At 59.8% G+C, this 14,267-nt stretch carries 17 protein-coding genes; 6 read left to right on the plus strand and 11 right to left on the minus strand.

The genetic code is table 11. The features are described from left to right. Positions 1 to 3: 3 nt before the first annotated feature. On the plus strand, positions 4 to 411 hold the full coding sequence (locus KGA89_RS26000) for a hypothetical protein (protein WP_003199169.1): 408 nt from the start codon (positions 4 to 6) through the stop codon (positions 409 to 411). 304 nt (positions 412 to 715) lie between these two features. Continuing rightward, positions 716 to 2,809 carry an LTA synthase family protein gene (locus KGA89_RS26005; protein ID WP_223472853.1) on the plus strand — a complete coding sequence of 698 codons (2,094 nt, stop codon included), beginning with the start codon at positions 716 to 718 and terminating at the stop codon, positions 2,807 to 2,809. A 65-nt stretch (positions 2,810 to 2,874) separates the two neighbouring features. On the opposite strand, the gene KGA89_RS26010 is transcribed toward KGA89_RS26005, so the two are convergent. Beyond that, positions 2,875 to 3,027 (minus strand): DUF3309 family protein, encoded by a 153-nt coding sequence (locus KGA89_RS26010; RefSeq protein WP_003183939.1) that lies wholly within the window; start codon positions 3,025 to 3,027, stop codon positions 2,875 to 2,877. A gap of 232 nt (positions 3,028 to 3,259) precedes the next feature. On the opposite strand from KGA89_RS26010, the gene KGA89_RS26015 reads away from it, so the two are divergent. From KGA89_RS26015 to csrA, 3 genes are all read left to right on the plus strand, one after another. After that, positions 3,260 to 4,075: an SDR family oxidoreductase gene (locus tag KGA89_RS26015; protein WP_003199173.1), complete on the plus strand. Its 816-nt coding sequence runs from the start codon at positions 3,260 to 3,262 to the stop codon at positions 4,073 to 4,075. Positions 4,076 to 4,132: 57 nt separating this feature from the next. Continuing rightward, positions 4,133 to 4,465: a YnfA family protein gene (locus KGA89_RS26020; protein WP_003199175.1), complete on the plus strand. Its 333-nt coding sequence runs from the start codon at positions 4,133 to 4,135 to the stop codon at positions 4,463 to 4,465. A 150-nt stretch (positions 4,466 to 4,615) separates the two neighbouring features. After that, a complete protein-coding gene (gene csrA / locus KGA89_RS26025) occupies positions 4,616 to 4,816 on the plus strand; it encodes a carbon storage regulator CsrA (protein ID WP_003199177.1) in 201 nt (66 codons plus the stop codon). Here the strand turns inward: csrA and KGA89_RS26030 are convergent. The 10 genes from KGA89_RS26030 to KGA89_RS26075 form a co-directional block, all read right to left on the minus strand. Continuing rightward, positions 4,805 to 5,032 (minus strand): YheU family protein, encoded by a 228-nt coding sequence (locus tag KGA89_RS26030; RefSeq protein WP_003199186.1) that lies wholly within the window; start codon positions 5,030 to 5,032, stop codon positions 4,805 to 4,807. The genes csrA and KGA89_RS26030 overlap by 12 nt on opposite strands. Before the next feature lie 176 nt (positions 5,033 to 5,208). Next, on the minus strand, positions 5,209 to 6,399 hold the full coding sequence (locus tag KGA89_RS26035; protein ID WP_003199188.1) for an osmoprotectant NAGGN system M42 family peptidase: 1,191 nt from the start codon (positions 6,397 to 6,399) through the stop codon (positions 5,209 to 5,211). Positions 6,400 to 6,600: 201 nt separating this feature from the next. Further along, complete coding sequence (ngg, locus tag KGA89_RS26040; RefSeq protein ID WP_223472854.1) at positions 6,601 to 8,346, minus strand: N-acetylglutaminylglutamine synthetase; 1,746 nt, start codon at positions 8,344 to 8,346, stop codon at positions 6,601 to 6,603. Between the two features lie 3 nt (positions 8,347 to 8,349). Further along, complete coding sequence (locus tag KGA89_RS26045) at positions 8,350 to 10,122, minus strand: N-acetylglutaminylglutamine amidotransferase (RefSeq protein WP_046063010.1); 1,773 nt, start codon at positions 10,120 to 10,122, stop codon at positions 8,350 to 8,352. Positions 10,123 to 10,158: 36 nt separating this feature from the next. After that, on the minus strand, positions 10,159 to 11,343 hold the full coding sequence (locus KGA89_RS26050; protein WP_223472855.1) for a tyrosine-type recombinase/integrase: 1,185 nt from the start codon (positions 11,341 to 11,343) through the stop codon (positions 10,159 to 10,161). 171 nt (positions 11,344 to 11,514) lie between these two features. Next, positions 11,515 to 11,730, minus strand: a complete 216-nt coding sequence (locus KGA89_RS26055; RefSeq protein WP_223472856.1) for a hypothetical protein — start codon at positions 11,728 to 11,730, stop codon at positions 11,515 to 11,517. After that, positions 11,727 to 12,020 (minus strand): CopG family ribbon-helix-helix protein, encoded by a 294-nt coding sequence (locus tag KGA89_RS26060; protein ID WP_317846346.1) that lies wholly within the window; start codon positions 12,018 to 12,020, stop codon positions 11,727 to 11,729. The genes KGA89_RS26055 and KGA89_RS26060 overlap by 4 nt, the downstream gene beginning before the upstream one ends. After that, entirely contained in the window at positions 12,017 to 12,259 is a 243-nt protein-coding gene (locus KGA89_RS26065) for a hypothetical protein (RefSeq protein ID WP_223472857.1), read from the minus strand. Before KGA89_RS26065 ends, KGA89_RS26060 begins: the two co-directional genes overlap by 4 nt. Positions 12,260 to 12,321: 62 nt before the next feature. After that, complete coding sequence (locus KGA89_RS26070; RefSeq protein ID WP_223472858.1) at positions 12,322 to 12,705, minus strand: response regulator transcription factor; 384 nt, start codon at positions 12,703 to 12,705, stop codon at positions 12,322 to 12,324. 139 nt (positions 12,706 to 12,844) lie between these two features. After that, positions 12,845 to 13,660: a LexA family transcriptional regulator gene (locus KGA89_RS26075; RefSeq protein WP_223472859.1), complete on the minus strand. Its 816-nt coding sequence runs from the start codon at positions 13,658 to 13,660 to the stop codon at positions 12,845 to 12,847. Between KGA89_RS26075 and KGA89_RS26080 the strand changes: the two genes are divergently transcribed. Next, positions 13,653 to 13,943, plus strand: a complete 291-nt coding sequence (locus KGA89_RS26080; protein WP_223472860.1) for a transcriptional regulator — start codon at positions 13,653 to 13,655, stop codon at positions 13,941 to 13,943. The two genes, KGA89_RS26075 and KGA89_RS26080, sit on opposite strands and share 8 nt — an antisense overlap. Positions 13,944 to 14,267: the final 324 nt, after the last annotated feature.

The raw sequence follows: 14,267 nt of genomic DNA on the forward strand, positions 1-14,267 counted from the left end.
ACCATGACCGCCATCGCTCGTATCACCCTGCTCACGCTCGTCATGGGCCTGAGCGCTTGTGCGGTCCAGCGTCCGTCGGAGCCCTCGGCACCGCTGCCTCCGATCCCGCCGTCGACCCCGACCAGCAAACCGGTCCCGTCCACAGCGCCGGGCAAACCTGTCATCCCGAACAAGCCGGCCAAACCGCTGCCGCGCACCTCCGCCAGCTTCGCCCCACCGCCAGGTGGCAACAGCCATTGGGACGCCAAGCTTGGGGTCTATGTGCTGGACAACCAGACGAACACGTTCTATCGCCAGCGAACCTATTACCGCTGGAACAACGGTTGGAGCCGTTCCGTCAGCCCGAATGGTCCATGGGAAGACACCAGCATCGAAGGCGTGCCAGCGGGCTTGGGGCGTCAGTTCCATTAAGCCCCGGGAACCCTTGGAGCCAGGGGACAGATAAGATAAATCCCCTTGCTACCATAGCGTTCGGTTGAGCTGCATCGCCAGGCTGGGCTTTTTGTGTTTCTGAATATTCTTTGAACGAAATTTTCACAAAATCTTGCGGACAATCCCCCGCGCTGATATCGCCGCCGGTTATTTAATGGCAATGCCATAGCCGTTCGTGCAACATTTGCGCACTCGCGCAAGCCCCGAGGCCAGGCTTTGGTCAACAGAGGGCGCGCCGTTGTTTCTTTTTGTCACTCCAATTCCGATAGGGTCCTTAAACGACATGGCAATCCCGGACGCCCTGAGTCAGCAGCGTACTACGCATCGCCTGCTGCAACCGACCGTCAAATCACACCTGGCCTACACGTTGCTCTGTGCCCTGGTGATGATGGTCATGTTCAGCCTGCTGCGCGTGGCGCTGCTGGTCTATAACCGCGAGATGATCCTCGACACCCCGGCCTCGACCTTCGTTGAAGCCTTCGTCAATGGCCTGCGTTTCGACTTGCGCCTGGTGGTCTATCTCTGCATCCCGTTGTTGCTGGCGTTGTTCAGCGCCAGGGCCATGGCCGCCCGTGGTTTTTTTCGTTTATGGCTGACCGTCACTTCCAGCATCGCGCTGTTCCTGGGTTTGATGGAGATGGATTTCTACCGTGAATTCCACCAGCGCCTCAACGGCCTGGTCTTCCAGTACGTAAAGGAAGACCCGAAAACCGTGATGAGCATGCTCTGGTACGGTTTTCCAGTGGTGCGCTACCTGCTGGCGTGGGCCGGCGGCACTATCATCCTAAGCCTGGCGTTCAAGGGCGCCGACCGCGCCACGCGTCCCCGTGGGCCGTTCAGTGGCGGCACCATTGGCACCCGGCAGATCGCTCCGTGGTATGGGCGTGTCGTGGTGTTCATCGTTTGCCTGCTGGTCGCCGTGACCGCCGCGCGTGGCACCTTGCGCCAAGGGCCGCCCCTGCGCTGGGGCGACGTCTACACTACCGATTCGAACTTCGCCAACCAGTTGGGCCTCAACGGTACCTTGTCGCTGGTGGCCGCGGCGAAAAGCCGGATGTCCGAAGACCGCGACAACATCTGGAAAGCCACCCTCGAGCAACCGTTGGCACAGCAGACTGTGCGCGACATGCTGGTGATGCCTGACGATAAACTGGTGGACACCGCGACCGCCGCCGTGCGCCGCGACTACACACCGCCGGCCGACAAGACCCTGCCGATCAAGAACGTGGTCGTGATCCTCATGGAAAGCATGGCCGGTCACTCGGTGGGCGCCCTGGGGGCGCCGGGCAACATCACGCCTTACCTGGATAAACTGTCCAAGGAAGGCCTGTTGTTCGACCGTTTCTTCTCCAACGGTACCCACACCCACCAAGGCATGTTCGCCACCATGGCGTGCTTCCCGAACCTGCCGGGTTTCGAATACCTGATGCAGACGCCGGAGGGCAGCCACAAGCTGTCGGGCCTGCCGCAACTGCTCAGCGCCCGTGACTACGACGACGTGTACGTCTACAACGGCGATTTTGCCTGGGACAACCAGTCGGGTTTCTTCAGCAGCCAGGGCATGACCACATTCATCGGGCGTAACGACTTCGTGAACCCGGTGTTCTCCGATCCGACCTGGGGCGTGTCCGACCAGGACATGTTCGACCGTGGCCTGATCGAGCTCAAGGCGCGGGAAAACGGCAAGCCGTTCTATGCCTTGCTGCAAACCCTGTCCAATCACACCCCTTATGCGTTGCCGACGCCGTTGCCGGTCGAGCGGGTCACCGACCGTGGCAGCCTGAACGAACACCTGACCGCCATGCGCTACGCCGACTGGGCGCTGGGCCAGTTCTTCGAAAAGGCCCGCAAGGAGCCTTACTTCAAGGAAACCCTGTTCGTCGTGGTCGGCGACCATGGCTTTGGCAACGAACGCCAGATCACCGAGATGGACCTGGGCCGTTTCAACGTGCCGATGCTGTTGATCGGCCCGGGCATCCAGGAAAAATTCGGCCAGCGTAACCACACCGTAGGTACCCAGGTCGACATCGTGCCGACCATCATGGGCCGGATCGGTGGGCAAGTACGAAACCAGTGCTGGGGCCGTGACCTGTTGAACCTGCCGCAAGGCGATCCCGGTTTTGGTGTGATCAAGCCGTCGGGCAGCGAGCAGACCACGGCGATCATCCGCGATGACCACATCCTGGTCCTGCCGAAGGAAAAGGAAATGGAGCCGAAGATGTATCGCTATGAACTGGGCGCCAACCCAAGTGCGGAAATCATCCCGAATGCACCGGACACCGCGCCGATGAAACTCAAGCTCGAATCTTTCCTGCAAACCGCGACCAAGAGCCTGTTGGATAACACCGCCGGCGTCATTGACGGTAAGCCGGACTGATAAACGGCGCACAATAAAAAAGAGGCCTGCAAAGGCCTCTTTTTTTTTTGCGCTTACTTAGTGGTTTATATCTTGCCCAGTAGTAGCAGGACCAACAGCACCACCAACACCACACCGATGATACCGGACGGGCCGTAACCCCAACTTCTGGAGTGCGGGAAGACTGGGAGACCACCGATCAGCAGGAGGATCAGGATAATGATAAGTATTGTGCCCATTGTAGATTTCCTTATTGGTCAGTTCTGGAGTGATGCAACTTCCAACTACCAGCGCGCATGCGTTAAATCCGGGCGGCTTAATAAGTCCGACCGTCGCGCCTTGTAGAAAATTCAAAGTTTTTGTAGCGCCTACGGTTTGCCCTCGCCATTCAGCAATCTGATGGAGCGTGGGTCCGCTGAATGCCTTCGCTACACTCGGCCTATCTCTCCCGGAACAACAAGGCTGTCTGCTATGCAAAATCGCATGATGATCACTGGTGCCGGCTCCGGCCTGGGTCGCGAAATCGCGCTGCGCTGGGCCCGCGAAGGATGGCGTCTGGCCTTATCGGATGTCAGCGAGCCGGGCCTCGTGGAAACCCTCAAGCTAGTGCGTGGTGCCGGTGGCGACGGCTTTATCCAGCGCTGCGACGTGCGCGACTACAGCCAATTGACTGCGTTCGCCCAGGCCTGCGAAGAGAAGTTCGGCGGTATCGATATCATCGTCAACAATGCCGGCGTGGCCTCGGGCGGCTTCTTCAGCGAGCTTTCCCTGGAGGATTGGGACTGGCAGATCGCGATCAACCTCATGGGCGTGGTCAAGGGCTGCAAGGCGTTCCTGCCGCTGCTGGAAAAAAGCCGTGGCAAGATCATCAACATCGCCTCCATGGCAGCCCTGATGCAGGGCCCGGCCATGAGCAACTACAACGTGGCCAAGGCAGGTGTCGTGGCGCTGTCGGAAAGCCTGCTGGTGGAACTGGCGCAGCAGGAAGTTGGCGTACACGTGGTGTGCCCGTCGTTCTTCCAGACCAATCTGTTGGACTCCTTCCGCGGCCCGACCCCGGCCATGAAAGCCCAGGTTGGCAAGTTGTTGGAAAGCTCACCGATCAGCGCCACGGATATTGCCGACTACATCTACCAGCAGGTCGCCCAGGGCCAGTTCATGATCCTGCCCCACGAACAGGGACGCATGGCTTGGGCGCTCAAGCAGAAGAACCCACAGTTGCTGTACGACGAAATGACCGTCATGGCCGACAAGATGCGCGCCAAGGCCCGGCAAAACCTCAATTGACCTGGATGCCCGATGTCCTCAGGATGGCGCCATTCGGCCCTCCTGATGGACATTTGCATGCTCAATTACCTGTGGTTTTTTCTCGCCGCGCTGTTTGAGATCGCTGGCTGCTACGCCTTCTGGATGTGGTTGCGCCAGGGCAAGAGCGCCTGGTGGATCGCCCCGGCGGTGCTCAGCCTCACCTTGTTCGCGCTGTTGCTGACCCGCATCGAAGCGACGTACGCCGGGCGCGCCTACGCCGCTTATGGCGGCCTCTATATCATTGCCTCGATCGGCTGGTTGGCGGTGGTTGAGCGAGTGCGGCCACTGGGGTCCGACTGGATTGGCGTGGCGCTCTGCGTGTTGGGGGCGAGTGTGATTCTATTCGGCCCGCGGTTCTCGGCGCCCTGAAATACCGGCGGTCCGACAGGGTTTTGCAGGAAGTTTCCGTCAGTCACAAGAACTTTGCTTGTAGGGCCTTACTGAATTCTCGTGGGTGACTTGAGAACAGGAAACAGGCCGGGCATGGTCAGGGTCCAGACATTCTTAAGGACAAGAACCATGCTTGTATTAAGCCGCGCTGTAGGTGAGTTGATTTCCATTGGTGACGATATTTCCGTCCGTGTGCTGTCGGTCAGCGGCGGCACGGTGCGTTTTGGCGTGGAAGCGCCACGGCACGTCGATGTCCATCGTTCCGAAATCTACGACAAGATCCAGAAGAAAAAGGCCCATGCCACTCGCAAGGCCTGTTCAGTCGAATAGGTGTTTGGGCACGTCGTGCTTGAGCATCAGTTGACACTGTTCACTTTCGGGGTCGAAGACGATCAACGCCTGGCCTTTGGTCAGGGCTTGCCTGACCCGCAGAACCCGCGTTTCCAGGGGCGTGTCGTCACCATTGTCGGTGCCGTCGCGGGTCACGAAATCCTCGATCAGGCGGGTGAGCGTGTCGACTTCGAGTTGGTCGTGGGGGATGAGCATGGGGTACCTCGGCTAGACAATAGGGCGATGCTACGGCCAATGGGCTTTTGCGGCTAGCCTTGGGTTTTGTGGAGCCTGTCCTGGCCTCATCGCGAGCAAGCTCGCTCCCACAATGGAGCACCTTGTGGGAGCGAGCTTGCTCGCGATGGCAATAGCCCAGACAGTGAAATGTTGGGTCAGTTATCGGAGCGCTGCCCAATCAGGCTGTCCACCGACGGTACCCGGGTATCACTTTCCATCTGTGTATCGTGTTCGATCTGATGACTGAAACGGTCCAGTGAACCCTGGGCTGGTTGCGCGTCGCTGGCGAACACCGGCGGGCTGAGGATGTAGGCGCCGAGCAGGCGACTGAGGGCGGCCAGGCTGTCGATGTGGGTGCGTTCGTAGCCATGGGTGGCGTCGCAGCCGAAGGCCAGCAGGGCGGTGCGGATATCGTGGCCGGCGGTGATGGCCGAATGAGCGTCGCTGAAGTAGTAGCGGAACAGGTCGCGGCGTGCCGGTACCTCGTTCTCCTTGGCCAGTTTCAGCAGGTGCCGCGACAGATGATAGTCGTAGGGGCCTCCGGAGTCCTGCATCGCCACGCTGACTGTGTGTTCGCTGGAATGCTGGCCTGGCGCGACAGGCGCGATGTCGATACCGACGAATTCGCTGACATCCCAGGGCAACGCGGCCGCCGCACCGCTGCCGGTTTCCTCGGTGATGGTGAACAGTGGGTGACAGTCGATCAGCAGTTCTTCGCCGCTGTCGACAATCGCCTTGAGCGCCGCCAGCAGCGCCGCGACCCCGGCCTTGTCGTCCAGGTGACGAGCGCTGATGTGGCCGCTTTCGGTGAATTCCGGCAGGGGGTCGAAGGCGACGTAATCGCCGATGCCCACCCCCAGGGTTTCGCAATCGGCGCGGGTGGTGCAATAAGCGTCCAGGCGCAGCTCGATGTGGTCCCAACTGATGGGCAGTTCATCCACGGCGGTATTGAACGCGTGCCCGGATGCCATCAACGGCAGCACGCTGCCACGGATCACGCCGGTGTCGGTAAACAGGCTGACCCGGCTGCCTTCGGCAAATCGGCTGGACCAGCAACCCACGGGGGCCAGGGTCAGGCGGCCGTTGTCCTTGATGGCCCGCACCGAGGCACCGATGGTATCCAAGTGCGCCGACACGGCCCGGTCGGGGCTGCTCTTGCGCCCCTTGAGCGTGGCGCGGATCGTGCCACGGCGGGTCATTTCAAAAGCGATACCCAGCTCTTCGAGCCGCTCGGCGACATAACGCACGATGGTGTCGGTAAAGCCGGTAGGGCTGGGAATGGCGAGCATTTCCAGCAGGACCTTTTGCAGGTATTCGAGATCCGGTTCGGGAATTTTACTGATCATGGAAACTCCTGATGGGTTGAGCGCATCGATGGTTTCGATGAGTGTGTCCGACTGTTGGATGGCGGTGCCTGAACTGGCCTCATCGCGAGCAAGCTCGCGCCCACAGAGGTCCTACGATGAACACAGAATGTGTAAACACCAGAAATCCCATGTGGGAGCGAGCTTGCTCGCGATGGCATCTGTTCAGGCACTACGCCTCTGCTAGGCCACCGTCTGGCTATGGGGAAACAACAAATCCACAAAGCGCTCGGCGGTGGGTTGTGGTTCGTGGTTGGCCAGGCCTGCGCGTTCGTTGGCTTCGATGAACACGTACTCGGGTTGATCGGCCGCCGGCACCAGCAGGTCGAGGCCGACCATGGGGATGTCGAGCGCCCGCGCGGCGCGCACCGCCGCATCGACAAGGGTCGGATGCAGGATGCCGGTGACATCCTCCAGCACGCCGCCGGTATGGAGGTTCGCCGTACGCCGTACGAACAGGTGCTCCCCAGCGGGCAGCACGCTGTCGTAGTCGAACCCCGCCGCGCTGAGCGTGCGCAGGGTCTCGGCGTCCATCGGGATTTTACTTTCGCCGCCCGTGGCCGCTTGGCGTCGGCGGCTCTGGGCTTCGATCAACGCGCCGATGGTGTGCCGGCCATCGCCGATCACCTCCGCCGGGCGCCGGATCGCCGCCGCCACCACTTCGAAACCGATCACCAGAATGCGCAGGTCCAGTCCCTCGTGGAAGCTTTCCAGCAAGACCTGGCTATCGAACTGCCGGGCCGCTTCGATGGCGCTCTGCACCTCCTCGATGGTGCGCAGGTCTACCGCCACGCCTTGGCCCTGTTCACCGTCCAGCGGCTTGACGACCACCCGTTCGTGCTCGTCGAGAAACGCCAGGTTGTCATCGGCATTGCCCGCCAACTGTTGGGCCGGCAGGTTCAGGCCGGCGTTTTTCAGCACTTTGTGGGTCAGGCTTTTGTTCTGGCACAGCGTCATGCTGATGGCGCTGGTCAGGTCGCTCAAGGATTCGCGGCATCGGACCCGACGGCTGCCGTGGACCAGGGTGAACAAGCCGGCCTCGGCATCGTCCACCTGCACGTCGATGCCTCGGCGGTGAGCTTCTTCGACAATGATTCGCGCATAAGGATTGAACTGCGCTTCGGGGCCTGGCCCCAGGAACAACGGCTGGTTGATGCCGTTCTTGCGTTTGATGGCGAAGGTCGAGAGATTGCGAAAGCCGAGTTTGGCGTAGAGGTTTTTCGCCAGGCGATTGTCGTGCAACACCGACAGGTCGAGGTAACTCAAGCCACGGCTCATGAAATGCTCGATGAGGTGACGCACCAGCACTTCGCCAACACCGGGCCGCGGACATTGCGGGTCGACTGCCAGGCACCAGAGGCTGCTGCCGTTTTCCGGGTCGTTGAAGGCTTTCTGGTGATTCAGACCCATGACGCTGCCGATCACCGCACCGGTGTCGTCATCTTCGGCCAGCCAGTAGACCGGGCCACCCTCATGGCGCGGGGTCAGGCGCAGCGGGTCGATGGGCAACATGCCTCGGGCTTGGTAGAGCTGGTTGATGGCCTGCCAGTCGGTCTCGGCTTGGGCCCGGCGAATCCGGAAACCGCGAAACACCCGCGTGGCCTGGCGATAGTCGCTGAACCACAAGCGCAAGGTGTCGGATGGATCGAGGAACAGTTGTGCCGGTTCCAGCCCCAGCACTTGCTGGGGCGCGGCCACGTACAAGGCAATGTCGCGTTCGCCGGGTTGTTCGTTGAGCAGTTCCTGGGCCAGGCTTGCCGGGTCCGGGAAGGTGTGGCCGATCAAAAGTCGGCCCCAGCCGCAATGCACCGCGATCGGGTCGGCACCCAACTCGCTGCCGTCTTCGGCCAGGCGTGCCTGCAGGCGTTCGTAGGAGGGCGCCTGGCCGCGCAAGAGGCGTTGGTTGTGAACGGTTGCGTGAGGTTTCATCGATCAGATTCCTTGCTCGCTGAGCCACAGGTTCAGCGCCGCCAGTTGCCACAGTCGCGAGCCGCGTAATGGCGTGAGTTGGCCGTTGGGGTCGGTCAGCAGGCGGTCGAGCATGGCCGGGTTGAACAGGCCGCGGTCCTGGCTCGGATCCAGCAGCAGTTCGCGGACCCAGGCCAAGGTGTTGCCTTCCAGATGCTTGAGGCCTGGCACCGGGAAATAGCCTTTCTTGCGGTCGATCACCTCGCCGGGGATCACCCGCCGGGCGGCTTCCTTGAGTACCTGCTTGCCGCCATCGGGCAGCTTGAACTTCGCTGGGACCCGGGCCGAGAGTTCCACCAGGCGGTAGTCCAGGAAGGGCGTGCGCGCTTCCAGGCCCCAGGCCATGGTCATGTTGTCGACACGCTTGACCGGGTCGTCCACCAGCATCACGGTGCTATCCAGGCGCAAGGCCTTGTCTACCGCCGCATCGGCCCCGGGCTGGGCGAAATGTTCTTTGACGAAGTCACCGGCCGCGTCGTTGGCCGTCAGCCATTTGGGCTGCACGGTGGCGGCATATTCTTCGTAGCTGCGGTCGAAGAACGCAGCGCGATAGGCCGCGTACGGATCGCTGGCGCCATCGACCTGCGGGTACCAGTGGTAACCGGCGAACAGCTCGTCGGCGCCCTGGCCGCTTTGCACCACTTTGCAGTGCTTGGCCACTTCCCGCGATAGCAGGTAGAAGGCGATGCAGTCATGGCTGACCATCGGCTCGCTCATGGCACGGAACGCTGCCGGCAATTGCTCGATGATCTCTTTCTCGTCGATACGCAGTTGGTGGTGGCGGGTGCCGTAGTGCTTGGCGATCAGGTCCGAATACTGGAACTCGTCACCACGCTCGCCGCCGGCATCCTGGAAACCGATGGAGAAGGTCGACAGGTCTTCTACGCCGACCTCGCGCAGCAGGCCCACGAGCATGCTCGAATCCACGCCACCGGAGAGCAGCACGCCGACATCCACGGCGGCGCGTTGGCGAATGGCAACCGCTTCACGGGTGCTGTCGAGCACGCGGTCGATCCAGTCTTCCAGGTTCAGGTGCTGTTCGTCGGCCCGTGGTCCGTAGGGCAGGGTCCACCAGGTTTTCTGCTCGGTGCTGCCGTCGGCTTCGATGCGCATCCAGGTGGCGGGCGGCAGTTTTTCAACACCCGCCAGCAAGGTGCGGGGCGCCGGGACCACCGCGTGGAAATTCAGGTAATGGTTGAGGGCCACCGGGTCGAGCATCGGGTTGATATCGCCACCCTTGAGCAGCGCCGGCAATGCCGAGGCGAAACGTAGCCGTTGGCCGGTGCGCGACAGGTACAGCGGCTTGACGCCGAGGCGGTCGCGGGCGATGAACAGCCGCTTGGCATCGCGTTCCCAGATGGCGAAGGCGAACATGCCGTTGAGCTTGGGCAGCAGCGCTTCGCCCCAGGCGTGATAGCCCTTGAGCAGCACTTCGGTGTCGCCACCTGAATAGAAGCTGTAGCCCAGGCCTTCGAGCTCGCTGCGCAGTTCCGGGTAGTTGTAGATCGCGCCGTTGAAGGCCAGGGACAGGCCCAACTGATTGTCGATCATCGGCTGGGCCGAGCCGTCCGACAGGTCCATGATTTTCAGGCGCCGATGGCCCAGGGCAATTGGCCCTTGGCTATGAAAGCCCCAGGCGTCGGGGCCGCGAGGGGCCAGGTGATGGGTGATTCGCTCTACGGCCGCAAGGTCCGCAGGTTGTTGATCGAAACGTAACTCTCCAGCTAATCCGCACATGTACTGTGAACCCTTTGTATTTCGGCATGTGTGTCGCTACTGGTGATTCTCTCGTACCGTTTTCGTACCACTTTCTACTCGGTCCAGCTTGTCCAGCTCTGCCCAGTCACTCGGGGAACTGATCCACTTGGCGTAGGTGGAAAGCAGCACTTGCACGCTGTGCCCGAGTTGCGCGGCGATGAATGCTGGATTCATGCCGGACATCAAACACATCGTGGCGTACGTATGGCGCGTGTCATACATTCTGCGATGCCGAATTCCTAACTTCCGCAGCGCGCTCAGCCAGTAGCGTTTTGGACCTGTCTCGGATCGAATGAACAGCTCAGCTTTATCGCCCGATCCTTCCGGCGCGAACACGTAATCGGATCGTGCCGCCGTTAAAGGTCTGGCTTTTTCGAGTGCCCGCAGCGCTCGATCGTTCAATAAAACTTCCCGAGTGACCTTCGTCTTAGTCCGCTCCTGGATCTTTCCGTAGATGCGAATCCGACAGACTTTGGCTGTCCGCTTGCGAATGTCCACTTCGCTCCAGCGCAGCGCCATGGCCTCTCCTGGCCGCATCCCTGTGTAGAAAGAGAACTCAAAAAAGCACGCATAAATCTGCTGCAAACCGCTCGTCAATTCGTACAGTTTCGCTATGACCAGATCCGCCTCGGCACGGGTGAAAGGGTCCAGGTCCCGCTTGGGCACCCTGGTGGGCGCTATCGAGTTGGCCGGGTTCCGGGTGATCAACTCGTCCCGCACCGCCTGAGTGAGGATGGTGGTGACCAGGCGAACGGCATCGCGCCGGCGGACGGGGGAGGGCCAGTCGATGTCGTTGACGATCTTGCGCATCAGCACGGGCGTGATGGTGTCGATGCGTTTGGTTGCGAGGTATGGCACCCAGTACGTCTGCAAGGTGGATCGGTAGTTTTTCCGGGTGCTCTCGACAATTTGCAGGCCGTCGAGCCAGTCCTGGGCATAGTCGAAAAATATCGGGACAGCCTGGGCCTCCAGGCTGCGTGTTCCAGGGAACAGCTCGGTGTACTTCTCGACGCTGAGGGCGCCTAGCTTGTCCAGCTGCTTTACTTGAGCACGTAGGCCCGCTGCGGCAGCGATCCCTTTCGGGGTTTGAGGGAGGGCGAGCGTTTCACAGCAGCGCTTCTTGTTCCAGGTGAAACGAATTCGGATTGATCGCCCGATAAGCTCCACCCCTGCTGGCAGGTCCACAGGCTTTCTATCCATTCGTCATATCTCCGCTTGCTGTACATGATGCGCCCGTCAATCTTCGTCCACACCCCGACGGGGATGACGTTCCTCTCCCGCTTGCGCTGCAGGGCCTTGGCCGTGCACCCCACCAGTTCGGCCATCCTTTTCTCGGTGACCTTGTCGTGGGCGGTGTCGTGAAGAAGCTCTTCAGCTGCTGACATGGTTTCTCTCCGTCGCTTCTTGCGACTCAGCCACCATGCGCAGCTTGAGGTCGATCCCACAGGCTTGGGCCAGGCGCATCAGTTCGCTGACCGTGGTGCTCGGCTCCTGCATGGCCTGGCCGAAGTGGACCAGGCGGGAGCCGAGCTGGCTGAACTCATCTTGGAGAGCGATCCGGCTGCTACCTGGCGATGTGGCTGTCATGGCTGCTCGCTCCCACAGACAGAGCCTTGCTGGATCTGGGTTTCAGCAGTATTTGAGCCTTGTTCGCTCCCACAGGTAGCGAACTGTCGCTTGCCCATGGAGGCATCGCGCAGGGCGTCCAGCAACAGCTCTTGGCGTCGATTGAAGTCGAGGTGGTTTCGGATCGCCTGCACAATCACGCTGTTCATGCTGCGGTCTTCGAAGACAGCCAAGGCCTCGACATCGGTTCGCATATCGTCTGGTAGGCGCACCACGAATTTATCGGCAGTGCGGGAGTCGTATCGCTTCATGGTTGCTTCTCCGTGGTTTTGGCTGAATGCCATTTGTTGATGATGTAAACGACGATGCAGCTGGTGCAGATAAGCCACAGGACCGAGCCTGCAAACCCTGTGAGAACGGCGCCGGTGGAGATGCTGCTCATCATTTCCGGCGCGGCAAAGCCAAACCAGGCGACCGTGAGCGCGACGTAGACGAACATGAACATCAGCACCTCAAACAGGTGCATTGCCGATAAGCGTTTGTGTGTCATCACTTTCTCCAGGCCGAGCGAATCCCGGCCGCGTTGTTGGCTTTCGCAAAAATCAGGGGTGGTTAAGCGGTGAGGGCGACCTCTATACGTCGGACGGCCACGCGGGTTTCGATACGGCGCTCGCCATTGCCTCGACGAACGCGCAGGGCTGGGTCTTCTGGCATTGACGCATGCACCGCCAGGATCATGGCCAGTACAGCCGCTGGCGATATCAACCCGCGCTTAAATGCTTCGGCCACAAGGGCCGCGCGGCGGGTTACGCCAAGTTTTGTGGTGAGCGCCAGCAGGCGCTTGTCGATTGTGTCGGGAGCCACGCCAAGATCACGGGCGGCTTCTTTGCTTGTTTTGCCGGAAGCCACTGCCATTAAGCATTGCAATTCACGTGGAGCGGCGCCTCGGCCGAGAAAGCCGATGAAACCTGCAAAGCTAATGGTTGTTGTGGTCATGCTGAGAAGCTCCGTGTTCTGCTTGGCTCAAAGTAAACGATAAGTTTATTCGGTCGTCAACACGTTTTGTTTATTGTTTTTTGGTCTGCGACAAAAAAACCGCCTTTCGGCGGTTCTGATGCTGTGTGCAGGGGGATTTTTAGCGAAACAGAGATGGGGGTAATTTTGCGTCCACTACGGTCCCGGTGATCTCCCAGCGGTCATCAAGCGGCTTGATTGGGTAGGAAGGATTTAAAGGCTTCAAGAAGAGATCCCCAGCGTCACGAACCAGCTGCTTAAAGGTGAACTCATTACTGTCTTTGAGGCGAGCCACCACAAATTGTCCGGGCTTTGGCTTTGCTTCAGCGTTGACCAGTATCAGAGAGCCTTCCGGGAAGGATGCGCGAGACATGCTTGCCATTGACGCGCCTTCTACCTCCACCCAAAAACCACGGTCACCTGCCCAAGCATCACTAGAATGCCACTTAATAGCACTGTCAGAGGAAAGGCTTTGAGGGTCTATGCAATCGACCATGTCAGTCCAAGGGATGACTGGGTATCTGAAAGCATTAGCGGCAGACATTGCATGGATTCTTCTGGCTTCCTTTGCCCAAGCCGCTCGCTGCTCTGCGCTCGCGTCCATCACCCTAGATAATTCAGCTTGTTCCTCCTCGCTCAGGGGAGAGCCTTCCCCATCTTGCAGCCACTCCGGACGGATTTCTAGGAACTTCGCGACCTGCAAAATCTTGCGCCCAGGGACGCCTCTCACAAACCAGTTGTTTACGGTTTGATTGCTGACCCCTGTCGCCTGAGCGATTTCTGATGGGGTTTTCTGCGCAAGGTGCAGGCATTTGCGCAGTCTGTAGCCGGAATTTTCTTTATCCATAAACACAGAGTTTACCGGGCTTGATTCGGGTAGGAAATAAACGTATTGTTGATCAATCGCTGAAAATATACCCGGAATGTTTATGAACAAGACTCCGCTGGACCGAGCAATTGCAGAGGCTGGATCTGGAGCTGCTCTGGCTAAAGTTGCAGGCGTCACTCCGATGGCTGTTTCGTACTGGAAGATCCGCGGGGTGCCAGCCCGTCACGTCTTAACCATTGAGGTTGCTACTGGGGTGTCGCGCCATGAGCTGCGCCCGGATATCTACCCACGGCAAACCCCAAAGCTGGATACAAATCTACGCCCAACGCCGATCAGCGATCAGTCCGTTGTTAATGCTGTGGATTCATCCAGTGGGAAGCCAGGCTTGTGAAGACTTCCGCATGCGAACACTTCGAATATGCCGCGCATGCGCGAGATTTTGGATTTTTCGTGCGTCATTCACGCCAAATTGTGTGTCGTTCAAGCCATATCAGCCGAAGTTCGAATTTTCTTTCCTTATTGGGGGCAGTCGCCCAGCACTACTTAGATAAACGCAGCAAATTTCGGAGATATCCCATGGTTTCGCAGATGCGCGCACTCAGAAACTCGCCCCTCCTAAGGCCCTCGGTTAATGGGTACCTTACGGACCTGCACGTTTCCAATGAAAAAGGAAGGCCCTCGCCAGGGCCTGTTCAGCGACTTCCAATGGTTGGCT

This window comes from Pseudomonas sp. A-RE-22, from assembly GCF_019956035.1.
Lineage (GTDB): Bacteria > Pseudomonadota > Gammaproteobacteria > Pseudomonadales > Pseudomonadaceae > Aquipseudomonas > Aquipseudomonas brassicacearum.